This is a genomic window from Streptomyces sp. NPDC091271 (genome assembly GCF_044757505.1).
Lineage (GTDB): Bacteria > Actinomycetota > Actinomycetes > Streptomycetales > Streptomycetaceae > Streptomyces.
This window is the reverse complement of record NZ_JBIVVD010000003.1, coordinates 96433-115981: the sequence shown is the minus strand read 5'-3', so window position 1 is coordinate 115981 and position 19549 is coordinate 96433. Positions and strand designations below refer to the sequence as shown.

Sequence of the window (19549 nt, the reverse complement as noted above, 5' to 3'; positions counted from 1 at the left end):
CGGTGACACACCGCTCCCCTGGATGCGCGTACGGTGTGTAACCACATCCGAAGCGTTACGCCTTGGGTGCGGCCACCGCCGCCTGTGGCCGGATCGGGAGGCGGTTGACCGGACGGCCCGTCGCCGCGCGGACCGCCGAGGCCACCGCCGCAGGGGATGTCACCACCGGGGCCGCAGATGCCGGCTTGGCGCCGAAGGGGGCCACCACGTCGCGTTCCTCGACCAGTTTGACGATGTGGATGTCCGGCGCGTCCAGGGACGTCGGGAGCGCGTAACCGGTGAGGTCCGGGTGGCGGATCAGGCCGCGGGCGGTGCGGAGGTTCTCCGTGAGGGCCGCGCCGATGCCCTGGGTGACGCCCGCCTCGATGCGGGTCGCCAGCTGGGACGGGTTGAGGATCCGGCCGACGTCCTGGGCGACCGCCATCTCGACCACCCGGACCGAGCCGAGTTCGATGTCGACGTCGACCACCGCGCGGACCGCGCAGAAGGCAAGCCCCACGAACGCGTCGCCCTGTCCGGACTCGTCCAGAGGCTCGGTGGGGTGGGGGCGGCACTGGGCGGTGGCCCAGAGTTCCTTGCCCTCCATCGCCTCCGTGACCGTCGTGGACAGCACACCGTCGTACGAGGTGATCTTGCCGTCGGCGATCTGGAGGAGCTCCGTGGACATCCCGAACTTGTGGGCCAGCGGCTGGAGGAGCTGCGTGCGGACCATCTTGGCGGCGCGTTCGATCGCGCCGCCCGAGACCCACGTGTGGCGACCGTGCGTCGCCGGGCCGGCCGGGGGCTGGTCGGTGTCCACCGCCGCCACGTGGACCTCTTCGACGCCCAGGGTCTCCTGGACGATCTGGCGGGCGAGCGTGGTGAAGCCCTGGCCGGTCTCGACGGCCGCGCAGATGACGGTGGCGACGCCGTCATGGACCCGCACCGTGGCCGTGGAGACCTCGTCGGCACCCTCGGCTCCGAGCATGTGGACCATGCCGAGGGCGTAGCCGACGCCTCTGCGTACGGCTCCGGGTTCGCCTGCGCCCTCCGGGCCTCCCGGGAGCAGCCAGTCGTCCTCAGGCGTGTCCTTGGGGAGCGCCGGGAGCGGGAAGTCACGGAGCGCGCCGAGGAGTTCGGCGACGGGCGCGGGGCAGGTCACGGTCTGACTGGTGGGCAGGATGTCGCCCGTGGAGAGGGCGTTGCGCAGGCGGAGCTCGACCGGGTCGATGCCCAGCTTCGCCGCCAGCTTGTCCATCTGGCCCTCGTACGCGGCGCAGACCTGCATCGCGCCCTCGCCCCGCACATGCCCGGAGGGCGGGTTGTTCGTACGGACCGCCCAGCCCTCGATGAAGGCGTGCGGGACGACGTACGGCCCGCAGGCGAAGGCCACGGCGGCGGCCAGGGACTCGGACGAGGAGTCGGCGTAGGCGCCCGCGTCGAGGAGGATCTGCGCCTCGACCTTGACCAGTCGGCCCTCCGCGTCCGCGTGGTGGCGGTAGCGCAGCAGGGTGGGGTGACGGTGGGCGTGCCCGAGGAAGGACTCCTCGCGGGTGGCGGCCAGTTTGACGGGACATCCGGTGCGCAGGGCGAGCAGGCCCAGGGGGATCTGGAAGCCGGGGTCCTCCCGGTCGCCGGTCGCTCCGGGGACACCGGTCACGACGACCTTGACCCGCTCGGGGTCCAGGCCGAAGCAGGCGGCGGCCAGATCGCGGTCGGTGTGCGGGTCGGTGGAGGCCGTGTAGAGCTCGACGCCTCCGTCGGGGCGGGGCACGGCGAGGCCGGCCTCCGCGCCGATCGGGGCGGGGTCCTGACGGCCGATGCGGTACAGGCCCTCGACGATGACCTCGCCCACGGTGTCCGGGTCGCCGTAACGCAGCGGGATGTGGCGGATGAGGTTGCCGTCGGGGTGGAGGGGCTCGGCGGCGAAGGCCTTCTCGGGGTCGGTGACCGGTTCGAGGACCTCGTACTCGACAATGATCGCCGCGGCGGCCAGCCGGGCGGTGTCGGGGTGGTCCGCCGCGACCGCGGCGATCGCCTCGCCGTGGTGGCGTACGAGCTCGGAGGCGAACACGGGACGGTCGACGACCCGGCGGCCGTACGAGCCGTCCCCGGGGATGTCCTCGTGCGTGACGACCGCGCGCACCCCGGGCATGCCGGCGGCGGCCGCCGTGTCGATCGAGACGATGCGCGCGTGCGCGTGCGGGGAACGCAGCACCGCGGCCCACAGCAGCCCCTCGGCCCACAGGTCGGCCGCGTACGGGAAGGTGCCCTCCGTCTTGGCGCGGGCGTCGGCGGGGGGCAGCGAGGTGCCCAGTCCGAGCGCCGGCGGCTCCTGGCCCGGGTCGGGGCCCTCGGGCGGCGGTGTGGTGTGCGTGGTGCTGGTCGCGGTGGCTGCGTCGCTGGTCACGCCGCCTCCTTGTCGTTCGCTCCGCTGCGGCGGCTGGTGGTGGTGGGGATGACCGGTGGTGCGGGAGACGGCGCGGTGTTCACCGGACGTCTCCCTCGTGTGCCTGGACGCTGCCCGCGCCGGGGGCGGCCTGGTGCGGGATGCGCGGTGCGTCGTCCGGAGCGGTCGCCGCCGCGTCCGCGGTCGCCTCCCGGCCGGCGACGACCTCGCGTACGGCGTCGAGCACGCCCCGGTAACCGGAACACCTGCAGAGGTTGCCGCACAGGGCTTGACGGGTCTCCAGCTCGCTGGGGGCGTGGTTGCCTTCCAGGAGGTCGTGGACGGTCATCGCCATCCCGGGGATGCAGAATCCGCACTGGACGGCCCCGCACTCGGCCAGGGCCCGCTGGACGTCGGACGGTTCGCCGTCCACCGCGAGTCCCTCGACGGTACGGACCTCGCTGCCCGCGGTCGTGGCGGCGGGGACCAGACAGGAGGCCACGAGGCGGCCGTCGACCTGGACGTTGCAGGCACCGCACTCGCCCTGCGAGCAGCCGTCCTTGGCGCCGGCGAGGCCGAGGCGCTCCCGGAGCACGTACAGCAGCGATTCGCCGATCCAGGCGTCGCTGACGGGGCGGTCCACGCCGTTCACATGGAGGACGTACGAGGCCGAAGGGTGCTCGCTGGGGCCCGCCAGGGGGGGCGGGTCGGCGGGCTCCTCGGTGGGCACGGGGCTGTGTTCGAGGGTGGGTTCGAGGCCGGGCCCGGCCTCGGCCGCCTCGGTCCCGGGTGCATCGGCCGCGGACTCCGGGGCTGCTTCGGTCGCGGGGGCAGGGGCCTCCAGGGGCTCTTCCGGCTCGCCTGCGACCTCCACGGCGGCCTCGGAGCCCGCGAGGGGCTCCTCCTCGGTCTCCACGCCCTCCGGGGCCTCCACGGGCTCCGAGGGGCCGAGCGGGGCCTCCACGGGGGCGGCCTCGGGCTCGGACGTGCGCTCCTGCGTCGCCCACGGCGCGGGCGCGCCGCCGGGCAGCGTGGCCGGGGGCGGGTCGGCGTACCACTGGGAGGCCATCGCCGACGACGCGAACTCGCCGGACTCCTCCGGAAGGTCGCCGTTCGCCACCGGGATCGTCCACTCGCCGGTGTGGCCGGCGGGCCCGGGAGCCGGTTCGGGCTCGGGCTCCGCGGGGACGGTCTCGGTGAAATTCCACTGGGCCGTCGTGGATGACGTCTGCGCGTACTGCGACGTGTCCGGGTACGGCTGCTGGTACGGGTCCTGCTGCTGGTTCGGGTCGGGCCAGTGCACCGCCTCGGGGGCGGACTCCGTGCCCGGGGAGTGGTCGGCCGCCCGCTCCTGCTGGCTCTGCGTCTGCACGACCCAGCTGCCGGTCGCCGCGGGGTCGAGACCCGCGGCCGGGGTCAGCGGCAGGATCATCGGCGGGACGTAGCCGTGCCCGGGCGCGGCCAGGGGGTCGTTCCCGAGGTCGGCGAGGTCCTCCGGGGGCAGGTGGACGAAGGCGGTCGCCTCCGCGTCGTACTCCCCGCTCTGCGGTGTCGGCTGCCAGCCGGCGTACGGGTCGGGCTGCCCGTGCTGCTGCTCGGGGTTCTCTTCATTGCTCACGACAGTGCCCTCCCCAGTGCGCGTCGGGCGAGCGCGGCGACCGTGCGCCGCAGGTGCAGGACGGCGGGCGACAGCGGAGGTGCCTCTCCCCCGTCGTCCGGTGGAGCCTGGTCAGGGATGCAGGCCGCCGCGACGTACTCGCCGAAGGCGGCCAGCGCGTCGGGGGCCAGGCCGCGTTCGCCGTCCCAGTCGATCAGGGAGGCGATCCAGCGTTCGGCCTCCAGGGGCCGCAGGGGCATCGGGGCGATCGCGCCGACGGCGCAGCGCACCCCGCGCCGTGCCGGGTCCAGGACGATCGCCACGGAGGCGGTGGCGCGGCCGGGTCCGGTGCGGCCGGTCGCCTTGAGGAAGACCTGGGGGGCGTGCAGCAGGGGCACGCGGACGAAGCCGATCAGCTCGGCGGGCTCGAGCATCTCGCGGCCCGCCAGCAGGTGCGAGACGGGGATCTCACGGCGGGAGCCCCCGGGGCCCGCGATGACCAGATCGGCCTCCAGGGCGGCCAGGGCCGGCAGGGCGTCGCCGGTCGGCGCCGCGGTGGCGATGTTCCCGCCGAGCGTCCCGGCGTTACGGATCTGGGGCGGGCCCGCGGCACGTGAGGAGGCGGCCAGCGCGGGGATGAGGGCGGCGAAGTCGGGCCGCCCCATGCGCGCGTGGGTGAGCCCGGCGCCGAGGAGGGCGTGGCCGTCCTGGTAGTGCCAGCCTCGCAGCTCGCTGATCCGGCCGAGGCCGACCAGTCCCGAGGGCCGCAGGAGGCCCTTGTTGACGGCTGACATGAGGTCCGTGCCCCCGGCGACGGGGACGGCGGCAGGCATGGCGCCGAGAGCCGCCACGGCCTCGTCGAGCGAGGCCGGGAGCGTCACCGACTGCATCGCCTGCGGTGCGTGCGTGGTCAACCCAGCTGCCCCTTCCCGGTGTCCCGGCAGTCCCGCCTGTCCGCCGTACGGTACGTGCTCACGGCCGGGACGTGGCAACTCTGGCACATCTTCCGGGCTGTCCGACGCGAGGGTCCGCGAAGGGTGTTTCCATCCCCGACCAGGGGAAAAGTCACTTTTGGCAGCCCTTCTGCCCGACGCACGAATTGACGCTCTTCAGCGGGTTCGTACGACTTATTCGGTTCCCCTGGCCGTCGGGTGGGGCGGCGGTCACACGGTCGGGGGCGGTCCCTCGATCGGGCGACCCAGGACGCCGGGCCGGCGTTGCCACGGGTGCGGTCCGGCCGGAGGCCGGTAGCCGACACCCAGGGCGTCGAGCCGTGCGTAGTGCGTGTTCATCCGGCGTTCGAAGTCGGCGAAGTCCCGCTCGACCGGGGCCGGGAGCCGCGACCAGGCGACCTCGGCGAAGGCGGCGAGCCTCGGGAACACCTGGTAGTCGACACGGTCCCGGTTCTGCATCACCTCGGTCCAGACGTTGGCCTGGGCGCCCATGATGTGCCGGGCCGCCTCCTCGGAGAGACCCGGGGGAACGGGCTCGAAGCGGTAGACGTCCTCCAGGGTGCGGACGAAGCCGATGGGCATCGGCTCGTCGGGGCCGCCGTCCTGACGGTGGTCCAGGTACACCTGCTGCTCGGGGCACATCACGACGTCGTGCCCGGCCTCGGCGGCCGCGATCCCGCCCGCGTAACCCCGCCAGGACGACACCGCGGCGCCCTCGGCGAGGCCGCCCTCCAGGATCTCGTCCCAGCCGATGAGGCGGCGGCCCCTGGCCGTGAGCCAGCCGTCGAAGTGGCGGATGAACCAGGACTGGAGCTCGTCCTCGTCGGCCAGGCCGGCCTCGGTCATGCGGGCCTGTGCCGCGGGTGATGCCTTCCACTGGTCCTTGGGGCATTCGTCGCCACCGACATGGATGAAGGGCGAGGTCTCGGCGGGGAAGAGGTCGAGCAGTTCCTCGAAGACCCCTTCGAAGAAGCGCAGGGTGTTGTCAGTGGGGGCGAGTACGTTCGGATTGACGCCCCAGGTGTCCCACACGGAAAGCGCGGAGGTGTCGATGACATCGGTGTTGCCCAGTTCCGGATACGCGCTGATCGCTGCCTGCGAGTGCCCCGGGATATCGATCTCGGGGACCACCCGGATATGCCTCTCGGCGGCGTACGCGACGATTTCGCGGATGTCGTCCTGGGTGTAGAAGCCGCCGTGCGGGGTCTCGTCCCACAGTTCGGACGCGCGGTGGCCGTATTTGGTGCGTGCGCGCCAGGCGCCCGCTTCCGTGAGCCGGGGGTGGCGCTTGATCTCGACGCGCCAGCCCTGGTCGTCGGTGAGGTGGAAGTGGAAGACGTTCAGCTTGTGGGCGGCCAGCAGATCGAGCATGCGCAGCACGCCGTCCTTGGGCATGAAGTGCCGTGCCACGTCGAGCATCAGGCCGCGCCAGCCGAAGCGGGGGCCGTCCTCGATCTCCGTGAAGGGGATGCTCCTCTGCGCGCCCGGGTCGGCCGGCGCGCGGCGGAACGCCTCGGGGCCGAGGAGCTGACGGAGGGTCTGCGCTCCCCAGAACACTCCGGCCGCACTTCCGCCGGTGATCCGTACGCCGTTGGCGGGCGCCACGGACAGCCGGTAGCCCTCGGGTTCCAGGGTGGCGTCGATCCGCAGGTCGACGGTGTTGCCGGCCTGGTCCGCGGGGGTGCGCGGGGCCAGCGGCAGACCGAAGGCGGCTCCGAGGGTGGTGCGCAGCCAGCGTTCCGTGCTCCCGGTTCCGGGGCCGGCCGTGAGGGTCGTGGCCGCGTCGAGGAGGAAGGCGCCGCTGCCGTCTCCGCCGGTGCGCACCGGCGCGGGAATCAGGTTGTCCATGTGTCAGTCCTTCACCGCTCCGCCGAGTCCGGAGACCAGGCGGCGCTGTACGAGGACGAAGAAGACCAGTACGGGAATGGTCATCACCGTCGAGGCCGCCATGATCCCTCCCCAGTCGTTCTCGTCGGGTTTGAAGAAGACCAGCAGCGCCATGGGAAGCGTCGACTGGGAGGTGTCGCTGATGATGAACGATTTCGCGAAGAGGAAGTCGTTCCAGGTCGAGATGAACGAGAAGACGCTGGTCGCCACGAGGCCGGGAAAGACGAGCGGGAAGAGGATCTGCCACAGGAAGCGGGTGCGGCTCGCCCCGTCGATGTAGGCGGCCTCCTCCAGAGCGTCCGGGACGGCCTTGACGAATCCGCGCAGCATCCAGATCGCGAACGGCAGCGAGAAGGCCAGGTGCGGCAGGATCAGTGATCCCAGGGTGTTCAGCTGGCCGAAGTCCCGCATCAGGAAGAACAGCGGGATGGTGAGCGCCTCGACCGGCACCATCTGCGCCACGAGGAACATGATGAGCAGCGTGGTGCGGAATTTGAAGCGGAACCGGGTCACCGCCGTCGCGGCGAGGAAGGCGATCAGCGCGGAAGCGACGACGACCGTGCCGGCGACGATCAGGCTGTTGAGGAAGTAGCGGCCGAATTCCTGCTGTTCGAAGACCCGGCGGAACGAGTCGAGGGACGGGGCCAGGGTCCAGGGGCGGGCCTCGGTGGACTGGATCTCGCCCGCCGGCTTGAAGGCGGAGAGCACCATCCAGTACAGCGGGAAGGCGACCACGACGGCGATGACGAGGGCCGCGGCCTCCGCCGCGAGCCTTCCGGGCCGGCGGACGCGCAGCAGCGTTCGTGCGCTCACAGTTCCTCCCCCTGGCGCCGCACCAGGCGCAGATAGACCAGCGTCACAGCCAGCAGGATCACCAGCATCACGACTCCGATCGCCGATCCGAGGCTGTACTGCGAGGACGCGAACGCCTTCTGGTACGCGTACACGTTGAGCACCAGGTTCTGGCCGGCGATGCCGCCGCCGTTGGTCATGACGTAGATCTGGGTGAAGACCTTGAAGTCCCAGATGACCGACTGGATGGTGACGACGATGAGGATCGGCCGCAGCATCGGGGCCATGACCGACCGCCAGATCCGCCACTGCGAGGCGCCGTCCAGCGAGGCCGCCTCCAGCACTTCGGTGGGGATCGCGCGGATGCCCGCGTACACGGTCACCATCACGAACGGGAACGAGCACCAGAGCACTTCCAGGAGCACCAGCGCGAAGGCGCTGTAGCGCCCGTACGTCCAGGAGAAGTCGCCGAGCCCCAGCACCTTGTTGACCGGGCCGAAGTCCGGGTCGAAGAGGAAGACCCAGACGGTCGAGCCGGTGATGGCCGGCGTGGCCCAGGCGCCCAGCGCGGCCATCATGAGCGCGAGCCGGGGCAGGGCGCGGATCCTGGTCAGCAGGACGGCCAGGGCGCAGCCGACGAACAGGGTGGCGAGCACGCAGGCCGCGGCGAAGACCACGGTCGCGAGGAGCACCTGCCAGAACTGGCTGTCGCCGAAGAGCGTGGCGTAGTTGCCGAACCCCTGGAAGGTGGTCGGTTCACCCCCGCTGACCTGGGCCTGGGTGTACTCCAGGAAGGAGATCAGGCCCAGCTGGTAGATCGGGTAGACGAGGAGCCCGCCGAGCAGGACGAGTGCCGGGAGCAGATAGAGCCAGGGGGTCCAGCCGGAGCGCCGCGCCGGTGACGCCGGGCGGCGCCGGGGCGTGCGGGCCGGCGCCCCGCTCGCCCCGGACACGGAGGGGACCTTGTGCGGTGCGGTGTCGGCGGTCATCGTCAGCCCGCTTCGGCGAACGCCGCGTCCATCTTCTTGGCCGCGTCGTCCGAGGCGGCGGCCACGTCCTTACGGCCGCTGACGATCTCCTGGAACATGGTCGGCAGGACCAGCGAGGCGTCGATCTGGCCCCAGGCCGGGGAGGCCGGGACGAACTTCGCGCCCGCACCGAGCGTGTTGACGAAGGGGCCGACGAAGGGCTCCTTCTCCGCGGCGGTGTCCAGCACGTCCGTGTACGTCGGCAGGAAGCCCATGGCGTCGAACATCTTCGCCTGTGTCTTCTTTCCGGTCAGGGACTTCATCAGGTCGACCGCGAGGGTGCGGTGCGAACTGCTCTTGAGCACGCCGATGTTGTTGCCTCCGGCGAACGCCGGGGCGATCGAGTCCTTCTTCACGCCGGGGAGCGGCACGACGGCGTACTTGCCCTTCACGCTGCCCGCCTCGACCGCGGCGTGGCTGAAGTCGCCGCCGATCGCCATGGCCGCCTTGCCGGACGCGAAGGCGGTCACGGTCGCGTTGCCGCCCATGGCCGCGCACTTGGCCGCAGGGCAGTTGTCGTCGCCGAACAGCGAGGTGTAGGCCTCGATGCCCTTCCGGGCCTTCGCACTGTTGATGGCGGACCGGTAGGTCACCCCGGTCTCCTCGGCCAGCTCGCCGCCCTGGGCCCAGATGAAGGGCATCGCGCCGTAGGTGTACGCACCGCCGACCGCGAGGCCGTACAGGTCCGGCTTCTCCTGGTGGATCTTCCTGGCGGTGGAGATCAGCTCGTCCTGGGACTTCGGGGGCTTCATGCCGAGCTCCTCGAAGACATCGGTGCGGTAGTACAGCGCCCGTACGCCGACGAAGAGCGGGGCCCCGTAGACCTGGCCGTTCACCGTCACGGACTGCTTGGCCGTGGGGTCGGTGTCCTTGGCCTCGTCCCAGGCGGTGAACTCCTTGCTGACGTCGGCCAGTCCGCCGTCCTTCACATATCCGGCGGTGTCGGTGTTGCCGTACTCGATGAGGTCGGGGGCGCTCTTCGGGTCGTTGAAGGCGGCCTTGATGCGCTGGGCGCGGGTGTCGACGGGTATGTACTCGACCTCGACCTCGGCCCCTTCGTGGGACTTCTCGAAGTCGGCGACGGCGGCGTCGACGACCTTCTCCTTGGGCTTGTTGCCGACCTCCTGGAAGAGCCAGACGCGGAGCGTCCCGGACTTCTTGTCGCCCTCGGCGCCGGTGTCGGAGGTCCCCGGCGCGCAGGCGGTGACAGTGAGGCCGGCCAGCACAAGTGCCGTGGCCGGAGCGGCGATTCGGGCAGAAAGCTTCATCCGGGACCCCTACCGGTCAATCGTTGCATTCTATGCAACGTGCGTTTCGTTCTGCACAACTCGCAGGAGACTAAGGGCGCCCCAGCACGCCGACAAGTGGTCTCAACCACTCTGTGACCTCGCGGTGCAGCCCGTGCAACGCGGGCCCGCTCTCCCGCCGTGCCGGGGACGCACGCACAGGGGCTCCCCGGCATGCGAACGGCCCCCGGGGCGCGCGTCTCCGCGCGCCCCGGGGGCCGTGGTCAGGGTCCGGAAAGAGATAAAAGAGCTAAGGGGCGACAAGAGCGGGGTGGGCTACTTCTTGCCGCTGTTGTCCTTGCCGCCCTTGCCCTTGTCCTTGTCGCCGCCGGCGCCCATGGACTCGTAGATCTCCTTGCACATGGGACAGACCGGATACTTCTTCGGGTCGCGTCCGGGAACCCAGACCTTCCCGCACAGCGCCACCACGGGAGTGCCCTCCAGGGCGCTCGCCATGATCTTGTCCTTCTGGACGTAATGGGCGTAGCGCTCGTGGTCACCGTCGCCGTTCGACACCTGCGGCGTCGGCTCCACGAGGGTCCCCGTACCTGCCCCGCGCTCGGGCTCAAGAGTGCTCATAACTGCCAAGCGTACTGAAAGCTCCGCGCATCAGTTCAGCGAAGGGTCGTCCGGATACGTCGCGATCATCGCCAGTTCACTGCGCTGCCGCCGCAGAACCGCACGCCAGAGGTTCTCCGGGCGTGGCGAGGAGACGTCGCCGGGCTCCGACTCCACCACGTACCAGGCGCCGTCCGTCAGCTCCGTCTCCAGCTGCCCCGGCCCCCAGCCCGCGTAACCGGCGAAGATCCGCAGCGAACCGAGCGCCGCCGCCAGCAGCTCCGGCGGCGCGTCCAGGTCCACCAGGCAGATCGCCCCGTGCACCCGGCGCCAGCCGATGGGGGCCGGGGAAAGCCCCTCGTCCCCCGGGATCACCGCCACACCGAGGGCGGAGTCGAGCGACACCGGACCACCCTGGAAGACCACGTCCGGCTCGCCGGTCAGGCCGGCCCAGGACGCGAGGATGTCCGCGACTCCGACCGGGGTCGGACGGTTCAGGACCACACCCAGCGAGCCCTCCTCGTCGTGGTCGAGGAGCAACACCACCGCACGGTCGAAATTCGGGTCCGCCAGGGCGGGTGCGGCCACGAGCAGCCGTCCTGTGAGCGAGGACACCTCCGTCATGGCACAGATGATCCCGCATCTCGGCCCTCCGCGGGGACCAAGTGGCGCGACAGCCCCCGGACCGCGCCCCTCCGCAGCTCAGGGCGCACGGATGCCGCACGGGCGCACGGGGAGCGCACGTTCGGGGGGCTGCCGGACGGGCCGTACATACGGTGACCCTCCGCAAGGAACGGAGAGCAGAACGTGTTGTGGCGGATTCATGACGTTCGTACGCCCCCCGGCGCCTTACGGAAGGAGGGCGGGAGCCCATTACCCTTTTGATGGCCCCCTGCCCGACCACTCCGGAACGCGAGATACATGACCGGCACAGACGATGTCCTGCTTGTCCACGGCGGCACCCCGCTGGAGGGCGAGATCCGCGTCCGAGGCGCCAAGAACCTGGTGCCGAAGGCAATGGTCGCCGCGCTGCTCGGCAGCGGGCCCAGCCGGCTCCGCAACGTGCCCGACATCCGCGATGTGCGGGTGGTCCGGGGGCTGCTGCAGCTGCACGGCGTAACCGTCCGCCCCGGCGACGAGCCGGGCGAACTCATCCTCGACCCGTCGCACGTCGAGAGCGCGAACGTCGCCGACATCGATGCCCACGCGGGCTCGTCGCGCATCCCGATCCTCTTCTGCGGCCCCCTGCTGCACCGTCTGGGCCACGCGTTCATCCCGGGCCTCGGCGGCTGCGACATCGGCGGCCGGCCGATCGACTTCCACTTCGAGGTGCTCCGCCAGTTCGGCGCGGTCATCGAGAAGCGGGCCGACGGCCAGTACCTGGAGGCCCCGCAGCGGCTGCGTGGCACGAAGATCCGGCTGCCGTACCCGTCGGTGGGCTCCACCGAACAGGTGCTGCTGACCGCCGTCCTCGCCGAGGGCGTCACCGAGCTGTCCAACGCGGCCGTCGAGCCGGAGATCGAGGACCTCATCTGCGTACTGCAGAAGATGGGCGCGATCATCTCCATGGACACCGACCGGACCATCCGGATCACGGGTGTCGACAGGCTCGACGGTTACACCCACCGGGCGATCCCGGACCGCCTGGAGGCCGCCTCCTGGGCGTCCGCGGCGCTGGCGACCGAGGGCAACATCTACGTGCGCGGCGCCCAGCAGCGCTCGATGATGACCTTCCTCAACACCTTCCGGCGTGTCGGAGGTGCCTTCGAGATCGACGACGAGGGCATCCGCTTCTGGCACCCGGGCGGCGCGCTGAACGCCATCGCCCTGGAGACGGACGTGCACCCCGGCTTCCAGACCGACTGGCAGCAGCCGCTCGTGGTGGCCCTGACGCAGGCCGCCGGCCTGTCGATCGTCCACGAGACGGTCTACGAGTCCCGGCTCGGCTTCACCTCGGCGCTCAACCAGATGGGCGCGCACATCCAGCTCTACCGCGAGTGCCTCGGGGGCTCCGACTGCCGCTTCGGGCAGCGGAACTTCCTGCACTCGGCGGTCGTGTCCGGGCCCACGAAGCTCCAGGGCGCGGATCTGGTCATCCCCGACCTGCGCGGCGGTTTCTCGTACCTGATCGCCGCCCTGGCGGCACAGGGCACGTCCCGGGTGCACGGGATCGACCTGATCAACCGCGGCTACGAGAACTTCATGGACAAGCTCGAGAAGCTCGGCGCGAAGGTCGAGCTTCCCGGCGGCTCGCTCGTCTGACGCTCCGCGCCGGCGCGCTCCGGCGTACGCACAGTGCTGCCGCACACAGCATTGCGCACCCGCGCACCACAGTCCGCCGCCCCGGCCCCGCGAGGGACCGGGGCGGCGGACTTTTCCGTCGTCCGGGCGCCGGGCATCGGTCCAGGCGCCGCAGAACGGCCGTACAGAGCCGAACGGGGCGCCCTGCCCTCCCCGGGGTCGTCAGGGGGTGCCGGGGCGCCGCAGACCGCCTCACAGCGCCCGCACGGGCGGTGTGCGGCGGGATGAAGACCCCCGGACACGGCCGCGGACATGCCGAAGGGCGGCCGCCCCGTTCAGGACGGCCGCCCTTCATTGATGCCTTGGGGCCTTACTTGCCCTTGGCGGCTTCCTTGAGCTTGGAGCCCGCGGAGACCTTCACGCTGTAGCCGGCCGGGATGTTGATCGGGTCGCCGGTCTGCGGGTTACGAGCGGTGCGAGCGGCACGGTGGGTGCGCTCGAAGGTCAGGAAGCCGGGGATGGTGACCTTCTCGTCGCCCTTGGCGACGATCTCGCCGACGGTCTCGGCGAGGGCGGCCAGAACGGCGTCGGCGTCCTTGCGGGTCACCTCGGCACGGTCGGCCAGGGCGGCCACCAGCTCACTGCGGTTCATGTTTGTACTCCCGTGTTCTTCTTGCCTGTGAGGCGTGAGATCGAAGCCGATGCTGCCAGGGCCCTCTGACAGTCCCCGGACCCGGGTCTGATGTCAGACCCTCGCGCCCGAATACGCATCCTGCCCCCACCTGCGGCGCTAACGCCAATCCGGAACCCCTCGTCGTCACACGAAAAGCACCACCGATTGCCTGTGATGACGTTCCGTCGACTTGTTGGAGCGGTCCGCAGCGGATGCCGGGCCTGTGGGGCTCGCTGCCCGCCCACCCTAAAGGGGCGTTTGGGACGCCGCGACCCGCGACGCGCCGTACGGGCCGCCCGGACGTGAGCTACGGCACCGTCCGCAGGAGTCGTGGCCGACCCCCGCGGACGGCGTGTGGCAGGGCCGTCAGGGGGAAAGACCCTAGGCGGGGTCGGACGCCGCCTCGGCGACGCCGGCCGCTTTCGCGGCCTCCCGGACGGCGCCGGCGACGGCGCCCGCGACCTTGTCGTTGAAGACCGAGGGGATGATGTAGTTCGCGTTCACCTCGTCCTCCGCGACCACGTCCGCGAGGGCGCGCGCCGCGGCGAGCATCATCTCCGTGTTGACGGTGCGGGACTGAGCGTCCAGCAGACCGCGGAAGACGCCCGGGAAGACCAGCACGTTGTTGATCTGGTTCGGGAAGTCGGAGCGCCCGGTGGCGACAACGGCCGCCGTCTCGCGAGCGATTGCCGGGTCGACCTCGGGGTCCGGGTTCGCGAGCGCGAACACGATCGCACCCTCCGCCATGGCGGCGACGTCGGCGCCGTCCAGGACGTTCGGGGCGGAGACGCCGATGAAGACGTCGGAGCCGACGACAGCCTGCTTGAGGGTGCCGGTGACACCCTCGGGGTTGGTGTTGTCGGCGATCCAGCGCAGCGGCGAGTCCGGGGTGGCGTCCACCAGGTCCTCGCGGCCCGCGTGCACCACACCGTGGATGTCGGCGACGACCGTGTGCTTGACCCCGGCCGCGATGAGCAGCTTCAGGATGGCCGTACCGGCCGCGCCGGCGCCGGACATGACGACGCGTACGTCACCGATCGACTTGCCCACCACGCGGAGCGCGTTGGTCAGCGCGGCCAGGACGACGATCGCGGTGCCGTGCTGGTCGTCGTGGAAGACGGGGATGTCCAGGGCCTCGCGCAGCCGTGCCTCGATCTCGAAGCAGCGGGGGGCGGAGATGTCCTCCAGGTTGATGCCCGCGAAGCCGGGGGCGATCGCCTTGACGATCGCGACGATCTCGTCGGTGTCCTGCGTGTCCAGGCAGATCGGCCAGGCGTCGATGCCGGCGAAGCGCTTGAAGAGGGCCGCCTTGCCCTCCATCACCGGGAGCGACGCCATCGGGCCGATGTTGCCCAGGCCGAGCACCGCGGAGCCGTCCGTGACCACCGCGACGGAGTTGCGCTTGATGGTGAGGCGGCGGGCGTCCTCGGGGTTCTCGGCGATCGCCATGCAGACCCGCGCCACACCGGGGGTGTAGATCATCGAGAGGTCGTCACGGTTGCGGATGGGGTGCTTGGACGCCATCTCGATCTTGCCGCCGAGGTGCATCAGGAACGTACGGTCGGAGACCTTGCCGAGGATGACGCCCTCGATGTCGCGCAGACCTTCGACGATCTCGTCCGCGTGCGAGGTGGAGGAGGCCGCGATCGTGACGTCGATCCGCAGCTTCTCGTGGCCGGAGGCGGTCACGTCGAGGCCGGTGACCGAGCCTCCGGAGGACTCCACGGCCGTGGTGAGCTGGGAGACCGCTGTGCCGCTCGCGGGCACCTCCAGCCTGACCGTCATCGAGTACGAGACGCTGGGCGCCGTTGCCATGGCCGAGTCCTTCGCTTTCCTGAGCTTCGTTGCCGCACGCGGACGGGGCTCAGCCCCGCACGTGCGTTCCGATCGTCGCACCTACCGACCGGTAGCAGGTAATGACTGCCACCTTTCGGAAAGTTTCTTCCACCATACGAGAAGTAGTCGGGATGCGTAACCCGTAAAAAGAAACAGACCCGCGCCACCAACAGGTGACGCGGGTCTGTCTTCTTCGAGTCAGGTGACACCGGCCCGCCATGCTCGCCTCGCGGCAAGTGGTCGCTCGTAGCGACTAAGGTTGGGCCCGGGGGCTTGGATCGAGCCGGTGCCGACACCAGGCTAACAAACACCCCGGAAAAGTGATTCCCGTGCGACGTGTTGACTCCGAGAAGCACTCCGCACGCAGGTGCCCGCCACCCCTCCCTCAGTCCCTCAGCAGGTCCGGGACCCCGTCCTCGTCCGGCATGTCGCGCTCCCCGGAAACCACGGTGAGCTGCTGCGTCGCACGGGTGAGTGCCACGTACAGCACCCGCAGTCCGGCCGGCGACTCGTCGGCGATCTCCGCGGGCGAGACGACCACCGTGGCGTCGTACTCCAGGCCCTTCGCCTCCAGGCTTCCCAGCGCCACGACACGCTCGCCGAGCTCCGCCAGCCAGGCACGGGCCTCGGCGCGGCGGCTCATCGCGACGACCACACCCACGGTGCCGTCCACCTCACCGAGCAGCCTGCGGGCCTCCTCGCGGACGGTCGAGGCGAGGTCCCCGTCCCGCACCGCTTCGAAGCGCGGCTCGACGCCCGTCGAGCGGACCGCCACCGGGGACTCCATCCCCGGCATGGCCAGCGCCAGCACCTTGGCCGCGAGCTCGGCGATCTCCGCCGGGTTGCGATAGTTCACGGTGAGGGTGAACCGGCGCCGCGGACGGTTGCCGAGCGCCTCGTCACGGGCGGCGGACGCCTCGTCCGGGTCCGACCATGAGGACTGCGCCGCGTCACCGACGATCGTCCAGGTCGCGTGCCGGCCGCGGCGCCCGACCATCCGCCACTGCATCGGCGTCAGGTCCTGCGCCTCGTCGACGATGACGTGGGCGTACTCGGTACGCTCCGCCGCCAGCCGCTCGGCCCGCTCGCGCTGCGTCTCCTCGCGCTGCGGCATCAGCTCCTCCAGACCCGTGAGCTGGTCCAGCGGGTCCGCCTCCCGCTGCCTCTTCGGGCGGGCCGGGGTGCCCAGGAGGGTCTGCAGCTCGTCCAGGAGCGCCACGTCGTGGACGGAGAGCGGGCCCTTGCCGTCCTCGTCCAGCCGCTTCAGCGAACGGGCCAGGCGGCGCACCTCGCCCTGGTTGAGGATCCGGCGCGCCCATCTGCTCAGCCGCCGCTCGTCGGACATCGCGGCCAGCACCTGGCGAGGGGTGAGCTCCGGCCACCAGGCGTTCAGGAAGGTGAGGAACGGCGTCTCGGTGGACACGTCCTCGTCGAACGAGGAGCGCAGCTCCGCGACCAGCTCGGGGTCGGTGTAGCGGCCCCGGCCGGAGGACTTGTTCCACAGGGCGTCCAGGAGCAGCTTGCGGGCGCGCGGGCGCAGCAGGTTGACCGGCGCCGTACCGCCGAGGACGTTGTGCCGGATCCGCCGGAGCTCGTCGGCCTCCAGCTCGACGCGCGCGCCGAAGGCCACCACCCGCAGCCGGGTAGGCGTCCCCGCCTCGGCGGGGGCCTCCCCGAATTCCAGCTGGCCCTCCTGGGGGGCGGGCCGTGGCGCGGGCTGCTCCAGCGCCCCGCGGGCCGCCTTGCGCACCACGTGGAGCATCCGGGACGAGCCCTTGATCCGGGCGACGGCGGGCTCGTCGTACGTGGTCGCGCCCTCCACGCCCGCGGCCTCGTCGGACAGCGACCCGACCGCGCGGATCGCGACCTGGCCCTCCTCGCCGAGCGAGGGCAGGACCCCTTCGGTGTACGCGACCAGGAGCGGGGTCGGCGAGACGACGAGGATGCCGCCCGCGTACCGGCGCCGGTCCTGGTAGAGGAGGTACGCGGCCCGGTGCAGGGCAACCGCCGTCTTGCCGGTGCCGGGGCCGCCCGAGACCTCGGTGACGGAGGCGGCGGGGGCACGGATCACCAGGTCCTGCTCGGCCTGGATCGACGAGACGATGTCCCGCATCGTGTGGCTGCGGGCCTGGCCCAGCGCGGCCATCAGGGCGCCGTCGCCGATGACGGGCAGCTCGTCGCCCTTCAGCCGTGCGGTCAGCTCCGGACGCATCAGGTCGTCCTCCACCCCGAGGACCCTGCGGCCCTTGGAGCGGATGACCCGGCGGCGTACGACCCGGCCCGGGTCCTTCGGCGTCGAACGGTAGAACGGCGCGGCGGCCGGCGCCCGCCAGTCGATCACCAGCGGTGCGTAGTCGGAGTCGAGCACTCCTATGCGGCCGATGTGCAGGGTCTCCGCGATCTCGGCCGTGCTGTCCTCCCCCACGGCGTCGTCCGCCGCCTCCACGGAGGTGAAGGCGCCGTCCGGGCCGCGTTCACCGTCCTTGCCGCGCAGCAGATCGATCCGCCCGAAGAGGAAGTCCTCGAACTCGCTGTTCAGCCGGTTCAGATGGACGCCGGCACGGAAGACCTGTGCGTCCCTTTCGGCGAGTGCCCCGGGGGTGCCTACCTGGCCCCGTTTACTGGCGTCCTGCATGAGAAATTCCGCCTCGTCGATCTTCTCTTCGAGACGGCGGTAGACCCGGTCCAGATGTTCTTGTTCGACACCGATTTCCCGGTCCCGCAACGAATCGACAGCGGCATCCTGCGCGGCCACCGAGGCCCCCTTCTGACGTGCATCGGGCAGCCGTCAACCGTACGCGAAAGGAGGCCCCGAGCGCACCTGCCACCCGGATGGCGTTTCGGGTCTTTCGTCCGGGTCAGGCCGGGGCCGCGTCGATCTCCACCAGCCGCTCGCCGTCGAAGGTGCGGACCTCGAAATGGTCGATGTCCGCGCGCGCCATCGCCGTGCCCCCGTGCACGTACAGCGGGTGGCGCGCGTCCGGGTGGGAGGAATCCTCGATCCCGTATCCCCATTTCGGTACGGACCAGGAGGTGACGACCTCCTCGTCGCCGGTCCTGGACACGGCGACCAGGCTGCATTTCTGCGGGCCTTCGACGTTCTTGAGCTCCAGGACCGTGTGCGTGCCCCAGGCCTTGGGCTCCATGCCGACCGTGGCGTCGACCCGGGTGGCGGGGTCGGTCGCCGTCAGCTTCTCCGGCATGTGGTGGAAGAAGGCGTCCTCGGCGGGGCTCGTGGGATGCGGATCGGCCGCCTCGACCTGCCGGCCCGAGTCCTCGCCTGCCGTGGCGGTGACCGCGACCACCGGGCCACCGATCACGAGGACGGCCGCCGCGGCGATCAGATACCGGGCGCGGCGCCGCGCCTGCGAGCGCTTCCGCGCGACCTCGTCGACGAGCCCGGCCAGCACCCGGGGCGCGGGGGGCTCCGGGACGTGCGGCACCGGGCGCGCGCCCGGGACGGCGGCCGGCGACTCCGCGAGCATCGCCAGCATGGGCTCCATCCCGGCGAACTCGTCGAGCTGGGCTGCGCACGGCGCACAGCCGGCCAGATGGGCCTCGAAGGCACTCGCCTCGGCGTCGTCCAGGATGCCCAGCGCGTAGGCGCCGGCGGCGTCGTGCCCCGGGCCCGGCGCGGGAGGCGCGAAGGGGTCGTCCGGAGGACCGGAGTGGCCCGAGGGGCGCCGGGGCCCGAAGGGCTGCCATTCCTGGTCGCTCATGCCGTGATCCCCCTCTCCTCCAGTGCCAGCTTCATGGAACGCAGTGCGTAGAACACCCGGGACCGCACGGTCCCGCTGGGGATGCCGAGCACCTCCGCGGCCTCGTTGACCGTACGGCCCCTGAAGTAGGTCTCGACCAATGCTTCCCGGTGGGCCGGGGTCAAATCGTCGAGCGCGTCCGAGAGCGTCATCAGCCACAGCGCCTTGTCGATCTCGTCCTCCGCGGGGATGACCTCCAGCGGCGACGGATCGACCTCGCGGGGCCGGGCCTGCCGGCTGCGGTGGCCGTCGATGACGATGCGCCGGGCGACCGTCACCAGCCAGGGGCGGACGGAGCCGGTGGCCCGGTTGAGCGAACCGGCGTTCTTCCAGGCACGGATGAGCGTCTCCTGCACCACGTCCTCGGCCCGCTGGCGGTCACCCGCGACGAGACGGAGGACGTAGGCCAGCAGCGGGCCGGCGTGTTCGCGGTAGACCGCCCGCATCAACTCCTCGTCGGGGACGTCGGAGGGAGGGCGGGGCGGTGCACTGCGATGTCGAGCCCTGTGCGGACGGTCATCGGCCACGGCCGCATCCTTGCGCACCCGAACCTCCCGGTCGAGACCCTGTCG

The 19549-nt window shown here is 71.3% G+C and carries 15 protein-coding genes; 1 reads left to right on the top strand and 14 read right to left on the bottom strand.

Translation table 11 applies throughout. The features are described 5' to 3' along the window. Positions 1–55: 55 nt before the first annotated feature. The 9 genes from ACIQM3_RS12260 to ACIQM3_RS12220 all read right to left on the bottom strand — a co-directional run bounded on the left by ACIQM3_RS12260 (position 56) and on the right by ACIQM3_RS12220 (position 11093). Positions 56–2389 carry a xanthine dehydrogenase family protein molybdopterin-binding subunit gene (locus tag ACIQM3_RS12260; protein WP_401622662.1) on the bottom strand — a complete coding sequence of 778 codons (2334 nt, stop codon included), beginning with the start codon at positions 2387–2389 and terminating at the stop codon, positions 56–58. A gap of 79 nt (positions 2390–2468) precedes the next feature. Then, complete coding sequence (locus ACIQM3_RS12255) at positions 2469–3986, bottom strand: 2Fe-2S iron-sulfur cluster-binding protein (RefSeq protein ID WP_401622659.1); 1518 nt, start codon at positions 3984–3986, stop codon at positions 2469–2471. Further along, the gene (locus ACIQM3_RS12250) at positions 3983–4879 is read right to left on the bottom strand and encodes an FAD binding domain-containing protein (protein ID WP_401622656.1); all 897 of its coding nucleotides are present in this window, start codon (positions 4877–4879) and stop codon (positions 3983–3985) included. The genes ACIQM3_RS12255 and ACIQM3_RS12250 overlap by 4 nt, the downstream gene beginning before the upstream one ends. Before the next feature lie 249 nt (positions 4880–5128). Beyond that, a complete protein-coding gene (locus ACIQM3_RS12245) occupies positions 5129–6766 on the bottom strand; it encodes a beta-N-acetylhexosaminidase (protein WP_401622653.1) in 1638 nt (545 codons plus the stop codon). Positions 6767–6769: 3 nt separating this feature from the next. After that, entirely contained in the window at positions 6770–7618 is an 849-nt protein-coding gene (locus tag ACIQM3_RS12240; RefSeq protein WP_401622650.1) for a carbohydrate ABC transporter permease, read from the bottom strand. Continuing rightward, positions 7615–8586 (bottom strand): carbohydrate ABC transporter permease, encoded by a 972-nt coding sequence (locus ACIQM3_RS12235; protein ID WP_401622648.1) that lies wholly within the window; start codon positions 8584–8586, stop codon positions 7615–7617. Before ACIQM3_RS12235 ends, ACIQM3_RS12240 begins: the two co-directional genes overlap by 4 nt. Positions 8587–8588: 2 nt before the next feature. Beyond that, positions 8589–9893, bottom strand: a complete 1305-nt coding sequence (locus ACIQM3_RS12230) for an extracellular solute-binding protein (RefSeq protein WP_401622645.1) — start codon at positions 9891–9893, stop codon at positions 8589–8591. 294 nt (positions 9894–10187) lie between these two features. Further along, positions 10188–10490, bottom strand: coding sequence for a DUF3039 domain-containing protein (locus ACIQM3_RS12225; protein WP_042837321.1), 303 nt, complete (start codon positions 10488–10490; stop codon positions 10188–10190). Positions 10491–10520: 30 nt separating this feature from the next. Then, the gene (locus ACIQM3_RS12220; RefSeq protein ID WP_401622642.1) at positions 10521–11093 is read right to left on the bottom strand and encodes a YqgE/AlgH family protein; all 573 of its coding nucleotides are present in this window, start codon (positions 11091–11093) and stop codon (positions 10521–10523) included. Positions 11094–11390: 297 nt separating this feature from the next. On the opposite strand from ACIQM3_RS12220, the gene murA reads away from it, so the two are divergent. Next, positions 11391–12731 carry a UDP-N-acetylglucosamine 1-carboxyvinyltransferase gene (gene murA, locus ACIQM3_RS12215; protein ID WP_329037820.1) on the top strand — a complete coding sequence of 447 codons (1341 nt, stop codon included), beginning with the start codon at positions 11391–11393 and terminating at the stop codon, positions 12729–12731. Between the two features lie 349 nt (positions 12732–13080). Here the strand turns inward: murA and ACIQM3_RS12210 are convergent, their stop codons facing one another. The 5 genes from ACIQM3_RS12210 to ACIQM3_RS12190 form a co-directional block, all read right to left on the bottom strand. Next, positions 13081–13362 (bottom strand): HU family DNA-binding protein, encoded by a 282-nt coding sequence (locus ACIQM3_RS12210; RefSeq protein ID WP_003968811.1) that lies wholly within the window; start codon positions 13360–13362, stop codon positions 13081–13083. Between the two features lie 402 nt (positions 13363–13764). Then, entirely contained in the window at positions 13765–15198 is a 1434-nt protein-coding gene (locus tag ACIQM3_RS12205) for an NAD-dependent malic enzyme (RefSeq protein ID WP_401622639.1), read from the bottom strand. 406 nt (positions 15199–15604) lie between these two features. Beyond that, positions 15605–17974 carry a HelD family protein gene (locus ACIQM3_RS12200; RefSeq protein WP_401622636.1) on the bottom strand — a complete coding sequence of 790 codons (2370 nt, stop codon included), beginning with the start codon at positions 17972–17974 and terminating at the stop codon, positions 15605–15607. 103 nt (positions 17975–18077) lie between these two features. Further along, entirely contained in the window at positions 18078–18938 is an 861-nt protein-coding gene (locus ACIQM3_RS12195; RefSeq protein WP_401622633.1) for an anti-sigma factor family protein, read from the bottom strand. Then, on the bottom strand, positions 18935–19522 hold the full coding sequence (locus ACIQM3_RS12190) for a sigma-70 family RNA polymerase sigma factor (protein WP_401622630.1): 588 nt from the start codon (positions 19520–19522) through the stop codon (positions 18935–18937). The genes ACIQM3_RS12195 and ACIQM3_RS12190 overlap by 4 nt, the downstream gene beginning before the upstream one ends. Positions 19523–19549: the final 27 nt, after the last annotated feature.

What these genes read in the sequence shown, in the direction of transcription:
- ACIQM3_RS12245 (WP_401622653.1), bottom strand. Translation starts at nt 6,766, where the DNA reads ATGGACAACCTGATTCCCGCGCCGGTGCGCACCGGCGGAGACGGCAGC.
- ACIQM3_RS12235 (WP_401622648.1), bottom strand. Translation starts at nt 8,586, where the DNA reads ATGACCGCCGACACCGCACCGCACAAGGTCCCCTCCGTGTCCGGGGCG.
- ACIQM3_RS12230 (WP_401622645.1), bottom strand. Translation starts at nt 9,893, where the DNA reads ATGAAGCTTTCTGCCCGAATCGCCGCTCCGGCCACGGCACTTGTGCTG.
- ACIQM3_RS12225 (WP_042837321.1), bottom strand. Translation starts at nt 10,490, where the DNA reads ATGAGCACTCTTGAGCCCGAGCGCGGGGCAGGTACGGGGACCCTCGTG.
- ACIQM3_RS12220 (WP_401622642.1), bottom strand. Translation starts at nt 11,093, where the DNA reads ATGACGGAGGTGTCCTCGCTCACAGGACGGCTGCTCGTGGCCGCACCC.
- murA (WP_329037820.1), top strand. Translation starts at nt 11,391, where the DNA reads ATGACCGGCACAGACGATGTCCTGCTTGTCCACGGCGGCACCCCGCTG.
- ACIQM3_RS12210 (WP_003968811.1), bottom strand. Translation starts at nt 13,362, where the DNA reads ATGAACCGCAGTGAGCTGGTGGCCGCCCTGGCCGACCGTGCCGAGGTG.
- ACIQM3_RS12205 (WP_401622639.1), bottom strand. Translation starts at nt 15,198, where the DNA reads ATGGCAACGGCGCCCAGCGTCTCGTACTCGATGACGGTCAGGCTGGAG.
- ACIQM3_RS12195 (WP_401622633.1), bottom strand. Translation starts at nt 18,938, where the DNA reads ATGAGCGACCAGGAATGGCAGCCCTTCGGGCCCCGGCGCCCCTCGGGC.